General features: G+C 38.4%; 27 protein-coding genes and 1 other RNA gene. 11 read left to right on the top strand and 17 right to left on the bottom strand.

The window, feature by feature from the left end:
• Positions 1 to 33: 33 nt before the first annotated feature.
• Positions 34 to 957, bottom strand: coding sequence for a Dyp-type peroxidase (locus ACZ1GV_RS10625; protein ID WP_472674147.1), 924 nt, complete (start codon positions 955 to 957; stop codon positions 34 to 36).
• 270 nt (positions 958 to 1,227) lie between these two features.
• On the opposite strand from ACZ1GV_RS10625, the gene ACZ1GV_RS10630 reads away from it, so the two are divergent.
• Together ACZ1GV_RS10630 and ACZ1GV_RS10635 are read left to right on the top strand one after the other, a co-directional pair.
• Positions 1,228 to 2,130: a porin gene (locus ACZ1GV_RS10630; protein WP_472674148.1), complete on the top strand. Its 903-nt coding sequence runs from the start codon at positions 1,228 to 1,230 to the stop codon at positions 2,128 to 2,130.
• 165 nt (positions 2,131 to 2,295) lie between these two features.
• Positions 2,296 to 3,264 (top strand): PstS family phosphate ABC transporter substrate-binding protein, encoded by a 969-nt coding sequence (locus ACZ1GV_RS10635; RefSeq protein ID WP_472674149.1) that lies wholly within the window; start codon positions 2,296 to 2,298, stop codon positions 3,262 to 3,264.
• A 28-nt stretch (positions 3,265 to 3,292) separates the two neighbouring features.
• Here the strand turns inward: ACZ1GV_RS10635 and ACZ1GV_RS10640 are convergent, their stop codons facing one another.
• From ACZ1GV_RS10640 to ACZ1GV_RS10665, 6 genes are all read right to left on the bottom strand, one after another.
• Complete coding sequence (locus ACZ1GV_RS10640) at positions 3,293 to 4,900, bottom strand: diguanylate cyclase domain-containing protein (RefSeq protein WP_472674150.1); 1,608 nt, start codon at positions 4,898 to 4,900, stop codon at positions 3,293 to 3,295.
• A complete protein-coding gene (locus ACZ1GV_RS10645; RefSeq protein WP_472674151.1) occupies positions 4,887 to 5,291 on the bottom strand; it encodes a hypothetical protein in 405 nt (134 codons plus the stop codon). Before ACZ1GV_RS10645 ends, ACZ1GV_RS10640 begins: the two co-directional genes overlap by 14 nt.
• A 41-nt stretch (positions 5,292 to 5,332) precedes the next feature.
• Entirely contained in the window at positions 5,333 to 6,571 is a 1,239-nt protein-coding gene (locus tag ACZ1GV_RS10650; RefSeq protein WP_472674152.1) for a hypothetical protein, read from the bottom strand.
• A gap of 141 nt (positions 6,572 to 6,712) precedes the next feature.
• Positions 6,713 to 7,243: a DUF6436 domain-containing protein gene (locus ACZ1GV_RS10655; protein WP_472674153.1), complete on the bottom strand. Its 531-nt coding sequence runs from the start codon at positions 7,241 to 7,243 to the stop codon at positions 6,713 to 6,715.
• Complete coding sequence (locus tag ACZ1GV_RS10660; protein ID WP_472674154.1) at positions 7,224 to 8,690, bottom strand: methyl-accepting chemotaxis protein; 1,467 nt, start codon at positions 8,688 to 8,690, stop codon at positions 7,224 to 7,226. The genes ACZ1GV_RS10655 and ACZ1GV_RS10660 overlap by 20 nt, the downstream gene beginning before the upstream one ends.
• Positions 8,691 to 8,993: 303 nt before the next feature.
• The gene (locus tag ACZ1GV_RS10665; RefSeq protein ID WP_472674155.1) at positions 8,994 to 9,260 is read right to left on the bottom strand and encodes an EF-hand domain-containing protein; all 267 of its coding nucleotides are present in this window, start codon (positions 9,258 to 9,260) and stop codon (positions 8,994 to 8,996) included.
• A gap of 340 nt (positions 9,261 to 9,600) precedes the next feature.
• On the opposite strand from ACZ1GV_RS10665, the gene ACZ1GV_RS10670 reads away from it, so the two are divergent.
• Genes ACZ1GV_RS10670 through ACZ1GV_RS10680 form a run of 3 tightly spaced genes read left to right on the top strand, consistent with a single transcriptional unit; the run spans position 9,601 to position 13,033 of the window.
• Complete coding sequence (locus ACZ1GV_RS10670; protein WP_472674156.1) at positions 9,601 to 11,109, top strand: HAMP domain-containing sensor histidine kinase; 1,509 nt, start codon at positions 9,601 to 9,603, stop codon at positions 11,107 to 11,109.
• Positions 11,102 to 11,656 (top strand): hypothetical protein, encoded by a 555-nt coding sequence (locus tag ACZ1GV_RS10675; RefSeq protein ID WP_472674157.1) that lies wholly within the window; start codon positions 11,102 to 11,104, stop codon positions 11,654 to 11,656. The genes ACZ1GV_RS10670 and ACZ1GV_RS10675 overlap by 8 nt, the downstream gene beginning before the upstream one ends.
• 3 nt (positions 11,657 to 11,659) lie before the next feature.
• Positions 11,660 to 13,033 carry a sigma 54-interacting transcriptional regulator gene (locus ACZ1GV_RS10680; protein WP_472674158.1) on the top strand — a complete coding sequence of 458 codons (1,374 nt, stop codon included), beginning with the start codon at positions 11,660 to 11,662 and terminating at the stop codon, positions 13,031 to 13,033.
• Between the two features lie 80 nt (positions 13,034 to 13,113).
• On the opposite strand, the gene rnpB is transcribed toward ACZ1GV_RS10680, so the two are convergent.
• Both rnpB and rsmI read right to left on the bottom strand, forming a co-directional pair.
• Positions 13,114 to 13,513, bottom strand: an RNA gene (gene rnpB, locus ACZ1GV_RS10685) — RNase P RNA component class A.
• Positions 13,514 to 13,570: 57 nt separating this feature from the next.
• On the bottom strand, positions 13,571 to 14,407 hold the full coding sequence (gene rsmI, locus ACZ1GV_RS10690; RefSeq protein WP_472675894.1) for a 16S rRNA (cytidine(1402)-2'-O)-methyltransferase: 837 nt from the start codon (positions 14,405 to 14,407) through the stop codon (positions 13,571 to 13,573).
• Between the two features lie 102 nt (positions 14,408 to 14,509).
• Between rsmI and ACZ1GV_RS10695 the strand changes: the two genes are divergently transcribed.
• From ACZ1GV_RS10695 to dolP, 4 genes are read left to right on the top strand one after another with little or no spacing between them, the layout of a single operon-like run.
• Positions 14,510 to 16,351: a penicillin-binding protein activator gene (locus tag ACZ1GV_RS10695; protein WP_472674159.1), complete on the top strand. Its 1,842-nt coding sequence runs from the start codon at positions 14,510 to 14,512 to the stop codon at positions 16,349 to 16,351.
• A complete protein-coding gene (locus ACZ1GV_RS10700) occupies positions 16,326 to 16,697 on the top strand; it encodes a YraN family protein (protein ID WP_472674160.1) in 372 nt (123 codons plus the stop codon). The genes ACZ1GV_RS10695 and ACZ1GV_RS10700 overlap by 26 nt, the downstream gene beginning before the upstream one ends.
• Positions 16,694 to 17,281: a D-sedoheptulose-7-phosphate isomerase gene (locus ACZ1GV_RS10705; RefSeq protein ID WP_472674161.1), complete on the top strand. Its 588-nt coding sequence runs from the start codon at positions 16,694 to 16,696 to the stop codon at positions 17,279 to 17,281. Before ACZ1GV_RS10700 ends, ACZ1GV_RS10705 begins: the two co-directional genes overlap by 4 nt.
• 25 nt (positions 17,282 to 17,306) lie before the next feature.
• A complete protein-coding gene (gene dolP / locus ACZ1GV_RS10710; RefSeq protein WP_472674162.1) occupies positions 17,307 to 17,867 on the top strand; it encodes a division/outer membrane stress-associated lipid-binding lipoprotein in 561 nt (186 codons plus the stop codon).
• A gap of 74 nt (positions 17,868 to 17,941) precedes the next feature.
• Here dolP and ACZ1GV_RS10715 read toward each other — a convergent pair whose 3' ends face one another.
• The 8 genes from ACZ1GV_RS10715 to zapE all read right to left on the bottom strand — a co-directional run bounded on the left by ACZ1GV_RS10715 (position 17,942) and on the right by zapE (position 24,111).
• Positions 17,942 to 18,418 carry a ClpXP protease specificity-enhancing factor gene (locus ACZ1GV_RS10715; RefSeq protein WP_210561355.1) on the bottom strand — a complete coding sequence of 159 codons (477 nt, stop codon included), beginning with the start codon at positions 18,416 to 18,418 and terminating at the stop codon, positions 17,942 to 17,944.
• Between the two features lie 6 nt (positions 18,419 to 18,424).
• Positions 18,425 to 19,048 (bottom strand): stringent starvation protein SspA, encoded by a 624-nt coding sequence (sspA, locus tag ACZ1GV_RS10720; RefSeq protein ID WP_210561353.1) that lies wholly within the window; start codon positions 19,046 to 19,048, stop codon positions 18,425 to 18,427.
• A 97-nt stretch (positions 19,049 to 19,145) separates the two neighbouring features.
• A complete protein-coding gene (locus ACZ1GV_RS10725) occupies positions 19,146 to 19,895 on the bottom strand; it encodes a cytochrome c1 (protein ID WP_210561351.1) in 750 nt (249 codons plus the stop codon).
• Positions 19,895 to 21,163, bottom strand: coding sequence for a cytochrome b (locus ACZ1GV_RS10730; RefSeq protein WP_210561349.1), 1,269 nt, complete (start codon positions 21,161 to 21,163; stop codon positions 19,895 to 19,897). The genes ACZ1GV_RS10725 and ACZ1GV_RS10730 overlap by 1 nt, the downstream gene beginning before the upstream one ends.
• A complete protein-coding gene (gene petA, locus ACZ1GV_RS10735; protein WP_210561347.1) occupies positions 21,163 to 21,759 on the bottom strand; it encodes a ubiquinol-cytochrome c reductase iron-sulfur subunit in 597 nt (198 codons plus the stop codon). The genes ACZ1GV_RS10730 and petA overlap by 1 nt, the downstream gene beginning before the upstream one ends.
• Positions 21,760 to 21,967: 208 nt before the next feature.
• Positions 21,968 to 22,360, bottom strand: a complete 393-nt coding sequence (gene rpsI, locus ACZ1GV_RS10740) for a 30S ribosomal protein S9 (protein WP_210561345.1) — start codon at positions 22,358 to 22,360, stop codon at positions 21,968 to 21,970.
• Between the two features lie 14 nt (positions 22,361 to 22,374).
• Complete coding sequence (gene rplM, locus ACZ1GV_RS10745; RefSeq protein WP_210561343.1) at positions 22,375 to 22,803, bottom strand: 50S ribosomal protein L13; 429 nt, start codon at positions 22,801 to 22,803, stop codon at positions 22,375 to 22,377.
• A gap of 210 nt (positions 22,804 to 23,013) precedes the next feature.
• Entirely contained in the window at positions 23,014 to 24,111 is a 1,098-nt protein-coding gene (gene zapE, locus ACZ1GV_RS10750) for a cell division protein ZapE (protein ID WP_472674163.1), read from the bottom strand.
• Between the two features lie 124 nt (positions 24,112 to 24,235).
• Between zapE and ACZ1GV_RS10755 the strand changes: the two genes are divergently transcribed.
• Entirely contained in the window at positions 24,236 to 24,676 is a 441-nt protein-coding gene (locus ACZ1GV_RS10755) for a ZapG family protein (RefSeq protein ID WP_472674164.1), read from the top strand.
• 110 nt (positions 24,677 to 24,786) lie between these two features.
• Positions 24,787 to 26,169, top strand: coding sequence for a DegQ family serine endoprotease (locus ACZ1GV_RS10760; protein ID WP_472674165.1), 1,383 nt, complete (start codon positions 24,787 to 24,789; stop codon positions 26,167 to 26,169).
• The last annotated feature ends 91 nt before the right edge of the window (positions 26,170 to 26,260 follow it).

A 26,260-nucleotide genomic window follows, 5' to 3' on the forward strand; every position in this document is an offset into this window, starting at 1 on the left:
TACAGCGGTTAAAAAAGACAGAATGGATAATGATTAGTTTACATTACCCTGATTTAGTAAGTAATCAATAGATGGTGCAAAAAAGGCTGCGCCTGTTTCTGCGGTTGTGTAATTCAGTAGGTGATCATAGTTTCCGGCATCGCTACCAAACACCATGTTTGCTAATATTTTTTCAAAGCTATCAGCATTAGCGCAGTATGAAACAAATAAAAGCCCCTGTGTGGTAAGGTTGCCATAAGGCATACTTTGTCTTAGGAGCTGAACAGGCTCGCCATTGGCATCAAAACATCGAGCACGAAACGCATGTGCGGTCTCAGGTAGTTCGTCTTGGCTTACTCTTGAATTATCCTTTTTATAACGACCAATTATGAGCTCCTGCTCTTCAGTAGGGATACCTTGCCATCTATTAATATTATGCCTATAACGCTGAATATGCACATAGCTACCGTTATTAAATGGACCTGGCTCTTCTATTAAAGCAATTTTACGCCTTAAGCGCCCTTTAGGATTTGCAGTGCCCTTTATAAAACCCGTTAAATCTCTACCATCCAAATATCTAAAGCATGGAACCTGTTCTATTAATTCAACCATTTCACCAAACAGGTTAAGTAGTCGTCGGCTAGCAATATAATTAACGTCATGCCTGTCGGAGCGAAGTTGAAAAAACAAATCGACTGGAACGGCGGGCATATGTCGATCTTCATGGTGCATAGAAGGAAATGGTTTTAAATTGGCAGGTTTACTGTCTGGGTATAGTTCCGACCAAAAGTTGGCACCTATAGCAACCACACCGCTAAACATAGCTTCGGAAAACTGCTCATTGATCTCTTCGAATAACGCAGGCAGTTGGCTCAGTGCTTCTCTTATTGCCGGCTCATATCCTTCATGGGTATTAAAAAACAAGTGCAAACCATGCAAATTTGCTTCACTGCATATGCCCCACTGTTCTCTCGACATTTTACTACCCACTAGTACAATTTTTTCTTATTTTAAATAGATTTATTCAAAAGTGAACTAAATTATAATAACTATCATTCATGCGTTTGTTCTTAACACTTTTAATAGAATTTTAGGTTTTTATTACTACAATTAACAAAATTGTTAAAAAATTGTCATAATTGAACGGGTTTGAAATATTTCTGTAACATTTCTGTTGTTTAATGACGCTTATTCGAGCCAATCCTTTTTGGTTTATATTTAATCTTAATTTCGTTTATGGGTATTCATATGAAAATGTTTAAGACGTTAGTTGCCACTTCCATTTTAGCTTCAATGCCAGCAGCGGTTTTAGCGGATCCTGTCATTTACGGCAAAGCTAACCTAACTGTGCAATCGTCAGATGACGGAACAGATTCAACAACTGAAATCAAAAGCAATGCATCACGAATTGGCATTAAAGGCTCGCAAAAACTCGATGGCGGGTTGGAAATGGTTTACCAGTATGAAGTACAAGTAGACGTTTCTGATGAGTCAAAAGAATTAAACCTAACCTCTCGTAGCCAATATATTGGTATACGAGGTGCATTTGGTGAGTTATTAGTCGGCCGTAACGATACCGTATTAAAACAGTCACAAGGTAAATTCGATATCTTTTCTGACCTTGAAGGCGATATAAAAAGCTTGTGGAAAGGCGAGAATCGTATGAACGATTCAATCACTTATAAATCACCAAAGTTTAACAACTTTCAAGTTGGTGTAAGTTATATCCTAGACGAAGCTAACGATGATTCTTCGACATCATTATCTCTAGCTTACGGTGACTCAGCTTTAAAGAAAGGCAAGTTTTATGCGGCCGTTGCTATGGACAACGAAGTGAAAGGGTATGACGCTACTCGTATTACATTCGCAACTAAAGTAAGCGACGTTATTGTCGGAGCAATGTTTCAAACACAAGAAAATGTGGCAACCGGTGAAGATAAGTCTGGTTACTTAGTAAATGCACAATACAAGCTTGGAAAATATAATTTAAAAGGTCAGTTTCAAACGTTGGAAGATGACAATGGCTTTACCTTTGGTGTAGACAGAAAGCTTGCAAAAAACTCAAAAGTTTTTGCATTTTACACCACGTTTAACTTTGATATGGCTGAAGACGAAACTTATTTAGGCCTTGGTTTAGAACAAAAATTCTAAGATTTACCATCTAAATTAAATATAAAAAGGCTGCATTATTTTGCAGCTTTTTTTTGTTTAAAATTTAGTTAAATTAAATAATCCATGTCATATATCTGTCATATAAATTTACTAACATGACCATAGTTTAATAAAGATCTAATTCAATTCTCTATGGAGCAAGACATGAAATTAAAAGCACTCGTTAGCGCATTAGGTTTCACTTTAGTCACACTATTAAGTTCAACTGCGAACGCTGTTGATAAAGAAATTCCTAAGTACGAAAAAGTAAGCGGTATATCTGGTAACCTATCATCTGTTGGTTCAGATACACTGGCTAATATGATGACATTTTGGGCAGAAGAATTTAAACGTTACTATCCAAATGTTAATATTCAAGTTCAAGCTGCAGGTTCATCCACCGCCCCTCCAGCTCTTACCGAAGGAACTTCTAGCTTTGGCCCAATGAGCCGAAAAATGAAATCAAAAGAAGTTGAGTCTTTTGAAAAACGTCATGGCTATAAACCAACTGCAATTCCAGTTGCAATAGATGCGTTAGCCGTATTCGTCCATAAAGACAATCCAATTAAAGGACTTAGCATTTCAGAAGTAGATGCTATATTTTCTTCAAATCGTAAGTGCGGCAGTGATGCAGATATCGACCGCTGGGGTGACCTCGGTTTAACCGGTGAATGGACAGCAAAGGACATTCAACTATTCGGTCGAAATTCAGTATCTGGAACCTATGGTTATTTTAAGAAAAAAGCCCTGTGTAAAGGCGATTTTAAAAATAACGTGAACGAACAGCCTGGATCTGCATCTGTTGTACAATCTGTATCATCATCTTTAAACGGTATTGGTTATTCTGGTATAGGCTACAAGACCTCTGGTGTTCGCGCCGTTCCTCTAGCAAAGCGTGGTGACAATTATATTACTGCCTCTATGGAAAATGCGGTAACGGGTAAATACCCTCTATCACGCTTTTTATATGTATATGTAAACAAGCACCCGAACAAACCGCTTGCGCCAATGGAAGCAGAATTTGTGAAAATGATACTATCGCAAGCTGGACAACAAATTGTTGAAAAAGACGGTTACGTGCCGGTACCAGCTAACGTTGTAGAGAAACAGTTAAAATTACTTGGATTAAAATAATAGCTCTACACTCTTTACTTAAGCGAGGCTAGTCCTCGCTTTTGTTTGTGGAGGCAAAAAAAAGATAGTTATCTGGATCGGTATGTTTAACTTCTTTCGCTTTGTACATGGCTCTATCGGCATACTTCATTAAAGTGTCTATGCTACTTGCTGTGCCAGGGTAAAATGCTACTCCAGCGCTCATTCCTATTGTTACCGATAACCCGCTATCTGCTAATTCTATTGGTTTTTTTATTAAATTCCTTACCTTATCCATAGCATTTCGAACCATGTCCTCTCTGCCATTTTCTGTTTTCAGTAACAGAACAAACTCATCGCCACCCCAGCGTATCACGACATCATCGTGTCGAATGGTATCGGTTAACCTATTTGCAACACTCATTAGCACTTCATCCCCGGCGTCATGACCATGGGTGTCATTCACTTGTTTAAAACCGTTTAAATCAATCAAGACTAATGCAAACTCAACCTTTTGTTGTACTTTTGTTTGTATTGCTTTCTCCCCACCATTTCTATTTAACACTTTAGTGAGTACGTCAAAATCCGCTTGTTTTGCTAATACTTCTAACTCCAATTTACGTTTAGATATATCGTTTAACATCACTTGGTAGTATCGTTCGCCGTCATCGGTGTCAATTTGCGTTGCAAATAGCTGAACCCACATATTAGCGGCTTGATTAAAGCTACGTAATTGATATTCACCCATGGCTATCTCTCCATGAGTAAACGCATCTCTAACCGACGTAAGCACAAGCTCGGGCTCCAAAAACAACTCCATTAAAAGTTCGCCGAATTCAGTATTCTGCTTATTAATATACAGTCCTGTCGACTCTATCAATGACACAAAGGCTTCATTAAATAGAACGAGTTTTCCTTCCGTATCCAATAGTACGATTGACGATTTCGCATTTTCGAAAAGCATTCGAAATCGTCGTTCCAATGCTTCAATTTCAGCCCTTAATTTACGTTCCTGTTTTATTTTTTGTTCAACGTTATTCAAAATAGCATTAGTGTCGCTTACCAAGACGCCTATTTCGGTTCCTTCATGATAACGTGGAGTAATAATGCGATCTTTTGTACCAGGCTCTAAAATATGAAGTAAATTGCTAACCCGTTTTAATGGCTGCGTTACTAAAAAATAACAAATAATAATAGATACCAGGGTTACGATTACCGCTAATAGATATAAAGCATAGGTATTACCTGTGCTAATACGCGCAGCTTGACGTTCTATATAGCTAAAATCAGGCATAACCATTATTTCAGCTATTTTTTCATCAGTTAAGAATGGGTGGTAAATAGCAAAAATTTGTACGTTTTTTTGCTGCAGGTACTTAACATTTATTTCATATTTAATGTTATCACTTGTAAATGCTGCCGCTTTTACGTTTTTGCTTCGCATCAAGCCGTTAATAACCTCTTTAGCTAATTCTTCGTCAGACACAAATGCTGCGATAGAGGCAGTAGGAGAGACTATTTGTAATAACTCTTCGATAGATGAATTGGCATTAGAGATTTCAGCGTTGTAAGTCAAATTGTAAAAATATTGAGAAAAGGTAAACGCAATAGCAAATGCCGAAAGTATTATCAGCGATGCTAACCTACTGGCAATACCCATTGTTTTAATCAAATTCATACACCACTTTCATTGAGTCGTTGAGCTGATAACGATACACATAGCAAACTACATTTTTTTCATTTTTTAAAATAGTTTCAATATCTTCCAACGTAGTAAGTTCCAACGGTGGCCGCACACGCCCTGTAAATTTCAACCTTGACCAATAGGCATTTACTCTTGCCAGCGATAATCCCACTAACGCGTTATAAAAGTCAGATTTGATATTGTTGTCACCAGTAAAGTCTATTGGTTTTGCCGTGTTTCCATTAGAAAAAGCCGAATACTTGCCCATATATAGATCGATCAGCTCTTTTCTATTTATTGAATCAACTGGATTATCTTTGCTCGTAACCACTAAGATTTGTGAATTATTGGCGCTGGCAATTGGCCCCCATGAGCATAACAACATGAAGGTTAATAAGGTTATTGATAAAAATCGAGTTATTGTCATCAAAAGCTGAAACTCACTGCCGCAAACACGTTATTAAAGGACTCTTCGGTTCCCTCCACACGGAATTTATCTGACTTTTGCAAACCGCCACCGCGCTCATCAACATTTACTTTTTGCCATTGTAGTTTAACTGCAAGTGATTCAGATACATCCCATCTCCAGCCAATAGAAAATGTTTCTTGATTGTGTCTAAATATTGCTACTACTTCTTCGATTACAAAGGCGATGTCTCTACTAATAGGAGAGTCCAAAGGGATCTCATCAAAATAATACTCTTCAGATTCTGCCATTGAATAGGTAGCGTAAAAGGTATGTCCATTCAATAGATAGCTTAAATTTATAAAGCCATTTTCAATATGTTCTATCGGCAAGGTTTCCGAATCGATATGCACCCACTCTGCAGACACTTCATAATTACCGAATGTTTTCATCGCATATATTGAGCCGTAAGATATTTTTTTATTTGTAAAATCTATCTGATTTGCTAGCTCAGGCGCAGCTGGGAAGACAGCAGAAAATGTTGGAATAAGTTGCACGAAGGAATCGAGGCTATCTGAGCTATTAGTTGCAGTAGCTTCTGTATATCGAGCTGCAAGCAACCAAGAATAAGAAGAAAGCTCTAACTTGATGCCAGTTAAGTCGTCAAAAAAAACAGGATCGTATGTCGAAGATGAAAAATCACTTTCGGTTTTCCCGTAAAAGCCTTTCACGGAATAATTAAATGAATCCGCTCTTCCGGAATACGTCGCGTCCATGCCATCCGAGCTTCGATTAGGTACAAAACCGTATACTTCGTTTGGAACTACGACCCAGGGATAAGCTATACCCACTTCGCGTACATCACTAAGTTGAAAAACATCAATAGCCGTTCTACCTGCACGCAGACTCCATTGCGGCGAGACTTTGTAACGCACAAACGCCAATTGAGCTAAATTGTCTAAACCATATTTATCCTGCTTTTTATAAACAAGTTGCGCCACCGCGTCCCAATGTTCGTTGATAGAGTAGTCTATTTGAACGCCTAAATTGCTAACAGGGGTAAATCTAAACTCGTTAGATTTCGCTCCTACATTTTGCGACATGTCTGCACGATAGCCGTATTGTGATGAGTTAGTTTGAACGCCACCAATAGTAGCGAATCCACTAACATTAAATTCATTTGCTATTACCTGTTTAATAAACAAAGCGTTTACTACAGCTAAAAATGCGACAATAAAAATGTGTTTAGATTTAATCATGAGTTATCAGTTGCTACTGTAAATCCTAATTTGAAGAATTACCTTAAATGATAGTCGTAAATCTCGATTTCTGAAACACGATGGTGATTAATTTCAGCTAGTTATGGTGATTTTTTAGCACCAGCGAAAGTTGATGACGCGTTATGTTTGGCAAAAACAGCCGGAAACATTTGAGACAATGAGATTTGGGTTAAACCCTTGTGAATAGTTATTCATCGCCACTTCAACAAAACTGTTATTTGATGAACAGCTATAGCCTGCAGAGTAAGGGCCAAAATAAACCAACTCGCCTTTATCTAAAACAGCAAGTGACGGTGTTGCTGGAATCAGAGATGAAATAGATTCAGAAACTTCAACGTTATCAATGTTAAAACCTTGGCCTTCAAATACCTTATCAAGGTTTTTTTTATGCTCGGATGGCACTTGATTACACCCACAGTTTGGGTCGATAAAATGAATAACCCGCTTTTGTGATAACTCAGTTACCGGGTAAATAGACGCTAATTGTTTAACTACATCCTCGGATCTTACATTTACTAAAATACCATTTGGATCAAAGGGCTTTATGCGTTTTGAAACAAAATAATAAGCGCTAACGGCAGTTAAAGTCAGCCAAACTGCCGTTAATAAATAGTATCCCCAGTGTAGTTTATTATTTGAAGTTTGAGACATGATTTTCTAACGATGAAATAGATGCCTCAATCCGTTTGGCCTCAGTTGAAAGGTCGTTAATTCTATTAACATCATCACCACTTGAGTTTCTAATATTATCTGTAATCTCAGAAATCGCGTTAATTGACTGTGATTGTTCTTCAACGGAATTAGCAACAGCTATTGCAATGTCATTAGATTTCGCAACAAGGTAGGTAGCCTCTTTAATTTTATTACCGGCATCACTAGCCACTTCATTCACATTGCTAACTATTTCGATACAATGACTCATTGACTCTGTAGAGCGGTTTGAGTATTCCATTAACTGTGCAATCGTTTCGGTAATTTTTGCCGTGCTTTCTTTTGTTCTATTGGCAAGCGCTCTGACCTCATCGGCCACGACAGCAAAACCTCTTCCTTGCTCACCCGCTCTGGCAGCCTCAATTGCCGCATTCAGTGCCAACAAGTTTGTTTGTTCAGCAATACCTGAAATCTCAGCCAATACAGCGGAAATTGCTTCGCTAGATTTGGATAGCTCGGTAATTTCAGAACTCGTCAGGTTTAATGCATTCGTTAACGTCTCGTTGTTCGCATTGATATCTGAAATACACGTTTTTGTCACTTCCGTTAAATTAAGTGCTTCGCCCATTTGTGTACTAAGTTGTGATGCGTTGTCAGAAATTAGATTTACCGTATGAACCATTTCTGCAATTGAGGACGCAATGCTATTGATTTCTTCGGATCGATATTTAGTTGACGTTTCAAGGCCACTTTTAACCGATGACAATTTTTTGTTGTTTTCGATCAGCTCAATAGATTGGGTTTTCACATCATCTATCGTATTATTCAGAAGCGATAATAAGTTATTAAAACCATTAAGAATTTGATTGTCTGGTATTTCACTACGAACTTTTAAATCAATTTCTTTTGGATTAGAAACTAGGTAACCCGTTAAATTTGCCAGCTCATTTCCTACTATGCTGTCATCGTATAATTGTTTAGCAATATAACCTGCAACACAGGCCTCAACAATTGCATAAGCGGCATGAATAAGTACTGTTGTGAAATGTAGTCTGTCTTCATCAAAGATATACACTCCTGCGCCATTGACTTGCATAAAATAAAAAGAAAAATGATGAACGGCAATCAGACCAATGGCAGTAATAAATACTCGCCAGTCGCTGTAAATAATGAGGAATGCCATCAGTATAAATATCTCAAAATGTACTTCAATTAGACCATTTAACTGGTGAATGTGGAGGCAGGCAAACACCATAGATACAAGAGCTGCAACATGTCTTGTTAACGCTGATTCAGGCGCTGTTTTTATCATAAACAAGCCAATAGCCATTGCTGGGCCACCAATCACGATGGCTTCTAATAACGTATTGTTCACAAACGAGATAAGAATTGACTCAATAAACAGAGCAATAAATAAGAAAGTAAATAATTTAGATTGTTTGTTCATAAAAGTCCTCGTTAAACCTAAATACCGCCAGATAAACTAATCGTCTTCGAATATTGTTACCCTAAGTGTAGTAGCTCTTTATATTTTGAAGATATTTTTTGTATATTGTATTGATGTAGCTACGTAACGTAAGTAGTACTCTTATAATCAACACTTAGTTTATAAACGTAAGTAATTAATAAAATTAAATATGGGGCAATAAATTTAACGCAAAAGCCAGCTAACAAGTTTTCGCTAGCTGACTTTATCAAATAGACCATCACTCATAATCCGCGAGCAATGTTGGTGATACAAAGAGTATGCTTAGAACTTTGCTAGCTCATCTGCACTTAGTTGACCATCTTTATTTGAGTCAAGAGAGTCAAAGCTAGAAATAAGTTTGCTGTTATTACTCGCTGAAACTTCAGATTTACTCAACTTGCCATCACCATTAGTGTCGTACTTACTAATCAGATCTTCTTGGCTGAGTTTTAAAGCAGTATCAAGTTCACCTGCTGTTACTGTTGAGGCCACTATCGAAGTTAATACAGAAAAAAATGCTACTAGAGTTACTTTATTTAATTTTAACATTGTAAATTCCTTATTTCTTAAAGTTTGATGTAGTAGTAGTTCTACTTACGATATGTGTATTGCACCTGTCGTGCCAAATCGTAAACCATTGATATAATTGCAAATTTGCAGATTAGTGTTATTTTTAACTGTCGTCGTCTGGAGACATATGATTTTTATTTGAAATATTATTCGGACATAAACTCTGTATAAAAATAAAAATATTTAATAAAAACAAAATGTTGGAAACCCCATTGCACCAACCGAGCTAATGTCGCTATTTGAAGACATGATTGTTTAAACCGATAAAACAGGGTTAAATTATTAAATATTCTATGAAAAACGTAAGCTCAACGAAGAAATGGATAAACTACTTCACCTTCTGAAAAGGCTATCTAAACTAAATACATCAATAAAAACACTAACAGTGCTTGGTTTTGGTTTAGTCGCGTTCCCTCTTGTATTTGCATTTCTATATAGTGCAAAGCAAGTGAACAACTTATCTCAACAGGGTACTGAAGCTATTTTTAACGTAGCTGAATTAGTAGAGAGCAATCGAGAAGTTAGTCAAATCCAATCAAGGCTGGAGCGATACGCCGGGCAATTTGTCGTATTAAAAGAGGTTGAGTTGTTAACAAATTTTAAACAACAAAGCCAATCACTAGAGTCTTTGATCACTACGATCTTTCAGACTAATAAAGATGAGCAGTTAGTACATCTTATCCAGTCATATGTAAAACAACTAAATGCCATAACGATACTAATAATCCAGTCAGATCCTTTACCATCTCTGGATATGGTGCAATCTGAATTTAGGAACTTAGCACTAATTAATCAAAAAATTAATTTACGCTCCAATGAGCTGATTAACAACAAAGCGCACGAAATGAAGCGTTCTGCCAAAAGTATCGAACAAACTATGTTAATAAGTTTATATACGATTCCAATCACGCTCATCGTCGCAGTAATTTTTGTTACTCTTATTATTCGACCTTTAAAGGCACTACAACCTCAAATACAGCGATTAGAAAGCGGCGACTTTAACCAACCAATTACACTTCGAGGATCAACCGAAATGGTTGAAATTGCAGATGCGTTAGAGTTAATGCGAAGCCGCCTACATGAATTAGAAATACAAAAGTCTAGTTTCATTCGTCATATCTCTCATGAACTAAAAACTCCGCTTGCAGCGATAAGAGAGGGTACTGAGCTAATATACGACAATAGTGTTGGAGAACTAAATCAAGCCCAACAAGAAATCACAAATATAATTAGGGCAAGCGTTGCTCGTTTACAAACCTTAATAGAAGATTTGCTAGACTTTAATATCGTGCTTGATTCGACCAGTTTACAAGAGTCACAGATCGTTGATATTAACAATCTAGTCATGGAATGTATTGATCAACGTCGTTTAGACATAAATCGAAAAAACTTAAACATACAGACCAACATCCAAAGCGCAGGCCTGCTATGCAATAACAAACAACTTAATGTGGTAGTTGATAACCTATTATCTAACGCAATTAAGTTTTCTCCTAACAATGGCGAGATTAAAATTAATGCCCGAGATGAAGGCTCAAAGCTCATTTTTAGTATGATTGACGAAGGCCCTGGCATACCAAAATCAGCTATTAAGGACATATTCAACGCCTTTTATCAAGGTTCGACAAAGCATAATAGCCCAATAAAAAGTAGTGGTTTAGGGTTAACCATAGTGAAAGAGCTATTAATGAGATTAAATGGCAATATCACTGTAAATAGTAGTACTAGCGCGCCAAGTTTTAGTGAGTTTGTTATTCAACTGCCATTAACCAAAAGTTACAGCCAATTGCATACGGAAGAAAAAATGAAGGAAGGAAGTAATGACTAAACCAAACGTAAAACGATCAATGCGAATTATCGCTTTTTTGGCAGTTAGTCAGTTAATTATGGCATGCCAGTTGTTAAGCCCAAATGATAGTGAGCATTCACATACCTTAAATACGAATCTAAGCCTAATTAACTATTACCTTTGGATAAATAAATTAAACAACGAAGAGCTTAATGTGGAATATAAGCTGTTATCAAAACAAACCAAACAATTACCATACGTATTGCCAAAACTTATGCTATTTCACAGCTTACCTGACTCACCTTTTTATAACCCTAAACAAGCCTTATCGGACTATGAGCATTCAACCAATAATCTCCTCGAACAAGAGCAGCTCCTATTAGATTTATTGTGCAGACAAATTAAACTTCAAATGTTGTTTGATCAAAAGCTAGCACTTGAATCTGAAAAAAAGATCAAAATGCGCAATTTATTAAAACAGCAAAATGCCACCATTGACTCGTTAAAGGAGCAAAACATTTTATTGCAACACCAGATTTCACAGTTAAAGCTAATCGAAAACTCAATTAACAATAACGGGCAATAAATCATGAATGATATTACTGATTCGATTGCAAAAGATAGAATTCTAGTTGTTGATGATGATCCAAGCTTATTGCGACTCATAACAATACGCTTAACTGCGGCTGGATATTTGGTGAAATCAGCAACGTCGGCAAAAGAGGCTCTCGGCACGTTAGGAAGTTTTAATCCGCAACTTGTTATAAGTGATTTACGAATGGAAGGAATGGATGGTATGGCGTTGTTCGAAAGAATTCGACAACGTAATCCTAACTTACCTGTAATTATTATGACTGCTCATGGCACTATTCCAGACGCTATAAATGCAACAAAAAAAGGGGTCTTTAGCTTTTTAACCAAGCCCTTTGAAAGTAAAGAGTTACTCGATGCAGTGCAACAAGCTCTTCGCCTACAACCAAGCATTTCTAACCCAGACCTAGGAGAAAAAGGCCTGCTATGGCGAAAAAATATTATTTCACGTAGTGCCAGCATGGAAGCGTTAATGCAACAAACTTATCAAGTAGCGCAGAGTGATTTCAGTATTTTAATTCAGGGGCAAAGTGGTACAGGTAAAGAACTGTTAGCTCAAGCCATTCATAAAGCGAGCGAACGTAGTGACAAGCCATTTACTGCAATTAACTGTGCAGCTGTGCCTGAAAACTTATTGGAATCTGAGCTCTTTGGCCATAAAAAAGGTGCGTTTACAGGTGCGGACAAACATCATATTGGTCTATTTGAATCAAGTAATGGCGGGACTTTATTTTTAGATGAAGTTGGCGATATGCCTCTAAATTTCCAAGCCAAGCTGCTGCGCGCAATACAAGAAAAAGAGATTCGTCCAGTGGGAAGTACCAGCACGGTAAAAGTAGACGTCAGACTCATTTCAGCTACGCATAAGAATTTGCAACAAGAGATAAGAGACCAAAACTTCCGCGAAGATTTATATTATCGTCTTAATGTCGTAGAGCTAACCTTACCGGCTTTGTGCGATCGTAGAGAAGATATTCCGCTACTTGCAAACTACTTTTTAAGTCGCACCTCAAATAAAGCAAAAATAAATGTAAACGGCTTTAGCCAAGAAGCATTAGAACTTTTAATTTGTGCGCCCTGGCCAGGCAATATTCGTCAGTTACAAAATGTTATAGAGCAATGTGTTGCACTATCAACCGAGACAATGATAAACGAAACTTTGGTAAGGAATGCATTGCGTGAAGCAACAATCAGTCACCCGTCATTTCAAGAAGCTAGGGAGCAATTCGAACGCGACTACTTAACTTCAGTATTAAAGGCTACATCAGGGAATGTTTCACAGGCGGCTAAGCTGTCTAAGCGCAATCGTACGGAGTTTTATAAACTACTTAATAAGCATCACTTGAACCCTGAAGAGTTTAGAGATGAATAATTTATTTAGGATTCTGATTTATTGATAGTGAATATTCGTCAACGGCCACGCATTCCTTCAACGAAACACGCAGATAAAAAGGTGCGAGATGACCGATAAGCCGGGTTTTGTCTTGGACAATCATTCGTCTAGGCCAATAATTGCTTATTGGCTCAAGCTTTCTACCCGGTTCCGACGTGGGCCACGCCTGTACTTCAAGAGTACTGGAACCCTATTTGAAATTGCTCCGAGTGGAGTTTACCGTGCCACGAACTATTACTAGCCGCGCGGTGCGCTCTTACCGCACCCTTTCACCCTTACCTGTGCTAATAAATTAGCCATCGGCGGTATACTCTCTGCTGCACTGGTCGTAGGCTCACGCCCCCCAGAAGTTATCTGGCACTCTGCCCTATGGAGCCCGGACTTTCCTCCCCTCTGTCCGTCTGCTTATGAGTAAACTCATAAACACAACGACAAAGCAGCGATTGTCTGGTCATCTCGCGGGCTGGATTATAGCCGAGTATAAACAAGAATGCATCTAACGATTAGTAAGAAACGCTAGTCTTGCCAAGTCAGCGCTAACTTATACAAATCGTTTTTCTTTAAATCATGAATTTTAGCTGTAATTGCCGCTGCTTTTTTGGTCGGCAATTCTTCCATTAACGATTTTAATAGCATTTCTGCCTCAGGAGACAGAGCGGATTCCTCTTTGTTTGGCGCTAACATTATTACCATTTCTCCCTGCTGACGATCTTTATCTTCACCGAACCAGTCGATGACTTCCTGTGCAGTACCTGATTTAAATGCTTCGTAATGTTTAGTCAGTTCTTTTGCAACGACAACTTGTTTATCGTCACCTAGTGCCTCGGCCACATGTTTTAATGTATCAATAATTCGACGTGGGCTTTCATAAAAGACCGTTGTGAAGTCGGCGTTTTTATAGGATGTCAAAATGGCTAATTTGGCTTGTTGTTTAACTGGTAAAAAACCAGCAAATAAAAACTTATCGGTCGGCAATCCTGCAGCACACAGGGCTGTGATTACGGCACTTGGCCCCGGAATCGGAGTCACTTGAACGTCTTGCTCACGAGCCAAGTTAACTAAATTATAACCAGGGTCAGAAATAAGTGGTGTACCGGCGTCACTTATTAACGCAATGCTTTTACCTTGGGCTATTTGATCAAGTAGCGATTGTGCTTTTTGTTTTTCATTATGGTCATGCAGTGGAAACATTTTAGTTTTAATACCAAAGTGACTAAGTAATTTTCCACTATGACGGGTATCTTCTGCTGCTATCAAGTCAACTTCATTTAAAGTATCGAGCGCGCGCTGAGTTATGTCGGATAAATTTCCAATTGGTGTTGCTACAATATATAAAGTTCCTGGATTCGACATCATGACCTCTTTAAGCCGTTGTTTATAGCAGTATTCGCTTGTATGATACCTTCTTAAGTATGCCACTTATATTGTTTTTTGCGCCAACTAAGGTAAATGACTGTGATTCGTTCGATTGTAATAATAATAATAGTTTCTCTCTTAGCTGCGTGTGGCAGTGCTCCAAAACAGCAAATCGCTGTCAAAAAAAATATCGATACTAATGAAGCTGTAATAAGCACATTCAAGGACAGCCAGTTTTATATTAAACAAGCGCAAACGACAAACCTTAACAGTGAGCAACAAAGCTTTTACATCCTAGCCGCCAAAGCTGCGATTGCCGAAAAAAAACCGGTAATATTTATCCAATCAATCTTGTCAAAAGTGGACTCGTCTAAGCTAAATTCAGTTATGTTAGATATCGAATTAGCAAAAGCATTATTGTATGCCCAACAAATTGATGAAGCACAAGGTGTAGTGGATAGATTGCAACAAGGGACTTTAGCTAATCGCTTTGCTATTCCAATGCGTGTGCTAGATGCACAATTGAAGTCTCAACAAAACAAACATATTGAGGTTATTCAAGCAAGTTTTCAATTACAGTCATTATATGATCAGCAGCTATCTTCTTCAGATCAAGTGCTTATTAACAACTTGATCTGGAAACATATTCTTAGTGTCCCTGCTGAAACTTTAAGCCGATTTAACACTGACTTTGGTCAATCTTCTGATGCTTGGATTCAATTGGCCAATATCGTTAGAGAATACCTTGCCGACCCCAATGAACTTCCCTCTCAATTAGCTAGATGGAAACGAATATATCCTGATACAGTTGTGCCGTCGAAGTTGCCTCTGCAGGTTCAGCAGCTCCTTAGTGTCGAACCTTATCAACCAACAAGTATTGCTCTTTTACTGCCTTTGTCAGGTAAATTAGCGAAACAAGCAATGACGATTCGCGATGGATTTTTATCGGCTAAGCCGTTTGACTCCTTAACTACAGTTCACGTACTGGACACAGGATTACTTGAGCTCAAAGAAATTGAAAACATAATTGTTGAGCGAGGCGTTGATTTTATTGTTGGACCGCTAGAAAAAGAGACGGTAATTAGTTTCCAACAAAGCGACATAATTAGATCTGTACCTCGGTTAAACCTAAACATACCTGAAATTTTACCTACGCAATTGCAGAATCTAGCCCGAAGTTACTACTTTTCGTTATCGCCGGAAGATGAAATAGACCAAGCTATTGAGTTATTTTTAGAAAAAGAAGTAAAAACGCCGGCAGTTATATACGCTGATAACTCCTTAGGCCGACGATTACATGAACGCTTTAATGCTGCTTGGTATGCCGCTACTGAAAAACAAGCAGAATCTATAGCCTTTAGAAATCGCTCTAAACTCGGAGACGCTGTACAGCAATTGCTTGATGTTGATGCTAGCCAAGCGAGAATTGCAGAAATGAAACGATTATTTGGCGCGGCACTTGAAACCGAGACAAGAAGCAGGTCTGACATTGATGCCGTTTATGTTATTGCAAACTCTCAACAAACTCGTCTTATAAAACCGTTTTTCGATGTCAATATCAGTGCGTTTGGCAAACGTCTGCCAATATACGCTTCCAGCCGAAGTTATGTTGTTGATGAGTCAACTCAACAAAAACGTGACCTAAATGGTATGTTTTTTACTGAGATGCCATGGTTAATTAAAAATACTGAACCACAGCTTCACAAATTATATGAGACGATAGGCGAACAACAAACACAATTGAAAAAGCTATTCGCGTTTGGCCATGATGCTTACGAGCTAATCTTTGCTCTGAAACAACTTACTATTTTACCTTCAGAGTCTTTATACGGGTTGACGGGAAAACTAAGTGTTAAAGATAACCTAGCCATAAAACGCCAACTTAGCTGGTCTCGATATTTGCAAGGAAAAGTCATTGTCCAATCAGAAGGTAGCAACTAAAACGCATAAACAACTCGTTGGAGATGCAAGAGAATTAGAAGCAAAAAATTATTTGCTGAAGCAAGGATTAAACCTTGTGGACACTAACTTTAGATGTAAAGTAGGTGAAATTGACTTAATATTTTACTGTTCAAATACCAATACGTATATTTTTGTAGAGGTGAGGTTTAGATCAAGTAATCAATTTGGCGGCGCAGCAGCGTCAGTAACGTATCAAAAACAACAAAAAATTAAAAAAGCCGCGATTTTTTACCTACAGAAACGTAAACTAACACCAAATATACGGTTTGACGTAATCGCGTTCGAAAACAACCAGCTAAACTGGATTGAAAGTGCATTTTCATGAATGACAATAAAATTAAACAACTTTACACCTCAAATATACAAAACTTTATCGCTTCGGGTGATCAAAATGCAGACAACATTGCGCTTTCCGCAGCTGTTATCGCTCAAACACTGCTATCTGGTAATAAAGTTCTAACTTGTGCCGACTCAATGGCAAAAATGATGGCAGAACACTTCGCTGGTATTTTAGTAAATTATTATGAGATCGAACGTCCTTGCCTGCCAGCAATAGCGTTAAATGATCATGTGCAAAACTGTGGTCTAGATGAAATTAATTTGACCAACTTTCAAGAACGTTTTGCCAGACAAATTAGGGCCATTGGCAATGAGCAAGATGTTTTAGTAGTTTTTTCTTTGAATAACAAGGAACCATCTATTAAAGCTGCACTCGAAACAGCATTAACTCGTGACATTCAAGTTATAGCTTTCACATCGGATGATGGCGGTGAAATAGCAGGACTGTTAGGCGACAATGATATTGAGATTCGTTTGCCGACTAATAAGCCAAGTAGGACCTTAGAGATTCAGTTGTTCACAGTGCACGTATTAAGTGAATTAATTGATGAAGTTATTTTCTCTATGTAATCGTTTAGATTTAGGAATTAGTTATATGAAAAAGCACCTTATATTATTGTTGAGTATCCTTTTAGTTCAAGGTTGCGTTGAAACAGCAATCGTTGCTAGCGCAGTTACAGCAGTTTCAGCTGCTAATGATCCACGTTCAGTTGGTAGCCAAATAGACGATAATGGTATTGAAGTTCGAGCTACTGTTAAGCTAATGAAAGATCAAGAAGTGAGTGACAATGCTAATGTAACTTTAGTGAGCTATAACGGTCAGTTATTAGCAGTAGGGCAAGCGCCTACCCAAGCTTTAATCAATAAAATTGACGGCATTTTGAAAAGCGTCGATCATGTTATAAAAGTTCATAACCAGGTAAAAGTAGGCCCTTTAGCTTCTGTTGGGAGCAAAGCTAAGGATGTCTGGATAACTACTAAAGTGAAGTCGGCTTTTTTAGCAAATGACAAAATCGAAGGTAATAAAATAAAAGTGATAACCGAAGCTCAAGAAGTATATTTACTTGGCATAGTATCGCCAGAGCAAGCGAATGAAGCAGCAACCGTTGCCTCAAAAATATCTGGAGTTGAACGAGTTATAAAGGTATTTGAATAATTCTCCGAATCCTAATGAAAACTTAAAATATAAAAAAACCAGCAAATGCTGGTTTTTTTATATTTACAAGCAAGCTACTTAACAATTGATAAGTGGCTACGCTTTTTATCAGTTGAATCGACCTTTTTTGAATCTTTTTCTGACGAGCTTACCACTTCAAATGAAGCGCCAGGCTCTTCGACTTCAGAAGTATCACCTTCTACAGGCGCTAATTCGTAACCGTCAATGTCATAGTCCTCTGGCGGAAACATTGTCCCAGCACCATTCTCACGCGCATAAATAGCGGATACGGCGTACATTGGAACATACACTTCAAATGGAACACCGCCAAATCGTGCTGAAAATGTTAATTGCTCATTGCTTATTTGTAAGCTTTGAACTGCACTTGGGCTAATGTTTAATACCACTTGTCCGTCTTTTACACTTTGCGGTGGAACCTGAACATGTGGCAAGTCCGCCTCGACAACTAAGTAAGGCGTGTGCTCATTATCCAAAATCCAATCATAAAACGCCCTCAATAAATAAGGGCGATTTGGAGTCATATTTTCCATAATTACTTAGTAAGTACTACGGATGTCTTTTTCAACATCTGTTAACGAGGCTTGGAAAGACTCACGCTCAAATACACGTAGCATATAAGTCTTAATATCTTTTGCTGCAGGGCCTGACAACTCGATACCCCACGAAGGCAAGCGCCATAATAACGGAGCTAAGTAACAATCAACTAAGCTAAACTCTTCGCTCATAAAATATGGGTCTTCAGCAAAAATAGGTGCAATAGCTAAGATGCCTTCCTTTAACTCTTGACGTGCAGCTTCATCACCTTGCTCAATTTTACGAGTTAGTGAATACCAGTCATTTTCAATTCTATCCATCATCAAACGACAACGACCACGAGCTACCGGATATACTGGCATTAATGGTGGATGTGGAAAACGCTCGTCTAAATATTCATTAATAATGTTTGCACGATATAACCCTAATTCACGGTCAATCAACGTTGGAACGTTTCCATACGGATTAACTTCATAAAGGTCTTCAGGCATGTTATCTGGAGTTACATAGTGAATATCCACGTTAACCCCTTTTTCCGCTAATACGATGCGAACCTGATGACTATACATGTCATTTGCACCAGAAAATAAAGTCATTACCGCTCGTTTGTTTGCAGACACAGCCATTTATTTCTCCAAAATCTTTCAAATTGCATTATCAAAAAAGGGGCGAAACACCCCTTTTAAAGTAAAATAGTTGTTAAGGTTTTAATTTACTTAACAATTATTTTTTGATGTCTCTCCAGTATTCTTTCTTAAGCAAAACTGCGAATATCCAGAATATGAAACAGTAAAGTAGTGCTTTATAGCCAATGCTTTCACGCTCTAAAATCATAGGTTCACCAATGTAAACCATGAAGTTAGTGATATCTAACATTGCACGATCGTATTCATCTTCACTAAGCTCACCAGAGCCGTCAGATTTAATACCAACGAATTCTTTAACCATTTCACCGTCGATCATACGTTCTTCGTATACTTTTTCAGGTACACCTTGAAGTTCTTGTAATACGTGCGGCATACCAACGTCTTTAAATACAGTATTGTTCACGCCAAATGGACGTGACGGGTCTACGTAAAAAGACTTTAAGTAGCTATAAATCCAATCTGGACCACGTAAACGAGCTTCAAGTGTCAAGTCTGGAGGAGCTGCACCAAACCATTTTGCACCATCAGCTTTAGGCATTGCATTTTTAATATGCTCACCTACTTTTGTATCTTTTGTAAAAACTAAGTTTTCCATACCTACATCTAGAGGAATACCTAAGTCGTTAAAAGTACGCTCGTATCGTTGAAACTGCATTTGGTGACAACCAACACAGTAGTTCATAAACAACTTAGCACCACGTTGTAACGAGGCTTTATCAGTTTGGTCGATTTCTGCTTTGTAAGGCAACGCACCGCCACCTGCAGCAAGTACCGAAGCAGAAACTAAACCAGCGAATAAACCAAGAGTAAGAATAAGTTTTTTCATTATTTCGTAATCCTTTCTGGCAGTGGCTTAGTCTTTTCGTTTTTGCTGTATAACCAAAGTAATACAAAGAAACCAAAATACATAACGGTAAAGACTTTAGAAATCATCTCTTTAAATGGAGTACCCGGTGTGCCACCTAAGTAACCTAGGATAATAAATACAATCGCAAATATGATCAGGTTCCACTTATGTAGGCCACAACGGTAACGCCATGAGCGAACCTTACCACGGTCAATCCAAGGCAATAACGCTAGTACAATGATTGCACCAAACATAGCTACAACACCACCAAACGGATTTGGTACCGCTTTAAGAATTGCGTAGAACGGAGTGAAGTACCAAACAGGGAATACATGCTCTGGCGTTTTAAGGTTATTCGCCATTTCAAAGTTTGGATGCTCAATAAACTTGCCATACATATCAGGGTTAAAGAACATGACATAGCAGAATAGGAATATAAAAATACCAAACGCCATTAAGTCTTTAAGAACCATGTGCGGGAAGAATGGTACTACATCATCCAATAAATCTTTTTTAGACGTATAGTATTCATGGAACTCAAATTTTGTTTTCTCATCATCTGACAATGAACCTTTAGGACGCTTAACATCAACGCCATCAGGGTTGTTAGAGCCAACTTCATGAAGCGCAACAATGTGAAGGAATACTAAGATAACGATAATTAGAGGCAGTGCGATTACGTGCAATGCAAAGAATCGGTTTAGTGTTGCACCAGATACTACGTAGTCACCACGTATCCACAACGCCAAGTCTTCACCTATAACAGGAATCGTACCGAATAAACCTATGATTACCTGAGCACCCCAGTAAGACATTTGTCCCCACGGTAATAAGTAACCCATAAAGGCTTCAGCCATTAGTGCAAGGTAAATAAACATACCGAATAACCACAACAACTCACGAGGTTTCTGATAGGAGCCGTACATCATACCGCGGAACATATGAAGGTATACAACAACAAAGAACGCAGAGGCACCGGTTGAGTGCATGTAGCGAATAATCCAGCCGTATTCAACATCTCGCATGATGTATTCAACAGAAGCAAATGCGCCTGCAGCAGAAGGTTCATAACTCATCGTTAACCATATACCGGTTACGATTTGGTTAACTAGTACGATTGTGGCTAAAAAGCCAAACACGTACCAAAAGTTCATATTTTTTGGTGCTGGGTATTGCGCCATGTGCATGTTGTAAACACGCGACATAGGAATACGAGCATCAATCCAATCTACAAGGTTTTTGAACATTACGCTGCTCCTTCCTGATCTTCGCCGATCAAGATGTTGTTATCATCGATAAAGTAGTGAGGAGGAACTTGTAAGTTTGCACCAGCGGGAACACCACTAAATACACGACCAGCCATATCAAATTTAGAACCATGACAAGGACAGTAGAATCCTGATTTAACACCTTCTACTACTTCCTCATAGCCTTCAGACATATAAGTTGGTGAACAACCTAAGTGCGTACAAATACCTACAGCTACAAATATTTCAGGACGCTGAGAACGATGAAGATTTTTAGCATATGCTGGTTGCTGCTCTACTTCAGAGTTTGCATCTTTTAAGTCATCTGCAGAAATGTCTTCAATTGTTTTAAGCATCTCTGGAGTACGATAGATAACCCAAACAGGTTTACTTCGCCACTCAACTCGGATCAATTGACCCGGTTCAATTTTTGTAATGTCAACTTCAACTGGGGCACCGGCTGATTTAGCTCGGGCACTAGGATTCCAGGAAGCAATAAATGGCACAGCCGCTGCCACTGCCCCAGCACCACCAATAACTGATGTTGCTACAGTGAGGAAACGACGACGACTATTGTCTACAGGCGCATTGCTCATCCAATATTCTCCGCGATTAGGATTAATAAGCGTATTATGAAGTGTTCTAAAAAGACCCACTTCTTAAAAATTTGGTAATTTAAGAGATTCTACCGAAAAAGCCCCATGTAAAACAAGGCAATATAAGAATATAGAAGATTATTTTCATTTTGAAATAAAAAAGCCCGCAATATGCGGGCTTTTTGAGCAAATAATTGCAAAGCAAATATTAACGTTTTGAGAACTGCGTTTTCTTACGAGCTTTCTTAAGACCAACTTTCTTACGTTCAACGCGACGAGCGTCACGAGTAACGAAGCCAGCTTGACGAAGAGATGGACGAAGTGATTCGTCATAAGCCATAAGAGCACGTGTGATACCGTGACGGATCGCACCAGCTTGACCAGTAGTACCACCACCTGTAACAGTGATGTAAAGGTCAAATTTCTCTAGAAGTTCAACTAACTCTAACGGTTGACGAACAACCATACGAGCCGTTTCACGACTGAAGAAATCTTCAATTGAACGTTTGTTAATAACAATATTGCCTGTACCTGGACGTAAGAAAACACGAGCAGTAGAGCTCTTACGACGACCAGTTCCGTAGTATTGAGTATCAGCCATTTTAATAATGCTCCTTAAATATCTAATGCTTGAGGTTGCTGAGCTGCATGATTATGCTCGGCACCTGCGTACACTTTAAGTTTACGGAACATTGCACGACCTAATGGACCACGTGGCAACATGCCTTTAACTGCTTTTTCAATGATCATTTCAGGCTTTTTAGCTTGAAGATCATCAAAGTTAATTTCTTTAATACCACCTGGGTAACCAGAGTGTGAGTAGTACATTTTGCCCTGGCCTTTGTTACCAGTAACTTGTACTTTCTCTGCATTAACAACGATGATGTAATCACCAGTGTCCATGTGCGGAGTATACTCAGGTTTATGCTTGCCGCGTAAACGCAGAGCAATCTCAGTTGCGATACGACCAAGGGTTTTGCCCTCGGCGTCAACAACGTACCAATCACGAGTGATTGTTGAAGGTGTTGCAGTAAAGGTTTTCATTTTATCTTGAACCTAACATTAATAGTTTTAAGCCAGTAGTTTGATTATCAAACTACACCATTTCATTCGCACCCCTTCGAGTGCACAACCAGTTGTAGGCTAATACAAAAGGTTAGTAACGGTGGGTAGGGGCGGGATTATACAGAAACCGTAGAAAAGATCACCATCTGATAGCGATTATTTTCATCTATTTTAATTGTCTTTAAATATTTACGGTAAATGAGGCTCAGCCAAGTACTCGTGACTTTGCATTTCTTGTAATCGACTAACGCAGCGCTTAAATTCAAATTCAAGTCCACCCACGTCATACAAACTATCCAACGCAACTGCTGCAGAGATAATCAACTTTACTTTGCGTTCGTAAAACTCATCGACCATTGAGATAAATCGTCTCGCGGCATCGTCGTTTTCTTTACTCATTTGTTCAACATTGGACAATAAAACCGTGTGATAGATTTTGCTAATTTCAATAAAATCTAATTGAGATCGAGCAGTTTTGCATATTGCATCAAAGTTAAACCAAACCACGCCATCAGCCACCATGCGAGTGTCGATCATTCTATTTTCTACTTCAATCTGTTGATCTTTTTTACCTTCTTCAGGCGCCAATTGACAAAAGTAGTGCTCTAGATTTTTTTCTGCTTGAGGATCAAGTGGGAAGTGATAAATCTCAGCCTGTTCAAGTGTACGCAGGCGATAATCTACGCCTGAGTCAACATTTACAACATCACAATGATCATTTAGTAATTTAATAGCTGGTAAGAATCGAGCGCGTTGTAATCCATTTTTGTATAAATCATCGGGAACAATATTTGAAGTGGTGACAAAAACCACATCCAATTTAAAAAGCTCTTCTAATAGCGTCCCTAAAATCATTGCATCCGTAATGTCAGAAACAAAAAATTCGTCAAAGCATATGACTCGCGCTTCATTCGCTAAATTTTTGGCCACAATTTTTAAAGGGTCTGACTGACCTTGCAATGACTTCATTTGGTCATGCACTTTATGCATAAAGCGATGGAAATGAATTCTTAGTTTTTTCTCAAACGGTAAGCTGTGGTAAAAAGTATCCACTAAATATGTTTTACCTCGCCCTACTCCACCCCAAAAATAAAGACCTTGCGCACTTTTTTCTGGTTTTGATGCAAATAATTTTGAAAAAAACGAACGGGCTTTAGGTTCGGCCGTTAAGTCATCATATAAACGTTGCAAATGCTTTACCGCATTCTCTTGAGAAGCATCATGGTGAAAGTCTTCACGTTCTAAATCTATTTTATATTGTTGCCAAGGCGTAAATTGTGTTTGCATGTTCGACATATGACTTATAATTGTATTAACAAAATTTAATTGGAAAATAAAATACTAACACGGTAAGAGCAATGTGAGACATAATGATTGCTCAAATCCCTGCTAATTTATTAAGGCTTTTATCATGGAATTTATTAACGGCGTTATATTCTTCTTAATTGGTGTACTTGCAGGCATCGCGTTTATGCTAATTCGCAACAAGCTATCTCCTGGTAGTAATGAAATCAAAACGCAACTCGAGCTATACAAACAGGACAATGCACAGCTCAAACAAGAGTGGCAAGATCAACTTGTAACTTATAAAACCATTTCATCACAGTTAAACGAATTGTCATCGCAAATAGATCAACAAGTCAGTGATGCCAATCAAGTGCTTCATAAGGCACCTACGAGTAACGCATTTCCATTTTTTTCAAAAGAAGCCACTGAGTTTCTAAAAACAACTCAATCAGAAAAGCGTCAAAAATCTAACCTTTCAAACCAACCACTCGATTACTCAAATGCGGGCTCTGGTGTATTTAAAGGCGTTCCACAAAAAAATAATATTGAAAACAAAACCCAATAACCCTATTTAGCGTTTATCAGTAAATAAAGAATATAAAAGTATTTTATTTCTGAACTTAGACGCTTTATGTCTGTCTGTATGAGTAATTCGTTAAAAGGAGTACACCATTTATGGCAGTTTTGGTTAAATCTAAAGTTTTTAAAGTAACAGCGCTGGCGGCAATATTGATGTCATCGCTTCAGTTTGTTCAGCCGGCACAAGCGGCAATTCCTTTTACTAGCTTAAAAGGAGAGGTCCCGTCTCTCGCTCCCATGGTTGAAAAAGTTACCCCCGCAGTAGTAAACATCTCCGTTGCCGGTAGTAAAGAAGTTAAATCCGGCATGGACCCATTTCAATACTTTTTTGGTAATCGAAGAGGACCCCAAACTCAAGAAAGGCCATTTAAAGGGTTGGGTTCAGGCGTCATAATCGATAAAGATAAAGGATATATTGTTACCAACAATCACGTAATCGACGATGCTGACGAAATCTTAGTAACGTTAAAAGATGGTCGCCAATTTGAAGCAAAAAAAATTGGTAGCGATGCTCAAAGTGATGTTGCGCTGCTAAAAATAGACCCAGACAACTTATCTGAAATTAAAATCGCCGATTCAGATAAATTACGTGTCGGCGATTTCGTTGTGGCAATTGGTAACCCATTTGGACTTGGCCAAACGGTAACCTCTGGTATTGTAAGTGCAAAGGGGCGTCATGGTTTATCAGCGCCTAGCCAACAAGGCTTAGAGGATTTTATTCAGACTGATGCCGCTATAAACAGTGGTAACTCTGGTGGCGCTTTAGTGAACCTTAAAGGTGAACTTGTTGGTATTAATACGGCTATTATTGCGCCTGGCGGCGGTAACGTTGGTATAGGTTTCGCCATTCCATCTATCATGATGAACAACCTAGTTAATCAACTTATCGAATTTGGTGAAGTAAAACGTGGTGTTCTTGGCATTACTGGTTACGACTTTAATGCTGACTTAGCAAAAACATTTGAGTTAGATATTGCTCAAGGTGCGTTTGTTCAGCAAGTAATTCCAGACTCATCGGCTGATAAAGGTGGTCTAAAATATGGTGACGTAGTCACTCACGTTGATGGTATAAAAATCAGTTCTTTTAACGAGCTACGTAGTAAAGTTTCGACAAAAGGCGCTGGTAGCGAGATTGAACTTACCGTTAACCGCAGTGGCGATGTTAAAAAAGTCGTCGTTGTCCTTGGCGCGGCTGACAAACCAGCAATTACTGCTGGCAATATCCACCCAGCCTTAAAAGGTGCGACTTTCTCTAGTGGCAAAGCTGAAAATGGTGTGACTGGAGTTCAAGTTACTGAATTAGTAGAACGCTCGCCAGCTTCTATGCTTGGACTTGAACAAAATGACATTATTATTGGTGTTAACCGAACGCGTATACAGAGTGTATCTGATTTACGCGATGCGCTTGAAGAAGCGAAAGGTGTGATGGCACTTAATGTCGTAAGAGGAAATAGCTCTCTATACATACTAATTCGTTAGTAACACAATAATTAAAGTCTGTAACAAATGAGCCTGCTTTGATGGTATGAAGTGGGCTCTTTTTGTTCTAGAATGAAAAAAACATCCCTAA

The organism is Psychrosphaera sp. HA2-10 (genome assembly GCF_055693745.1).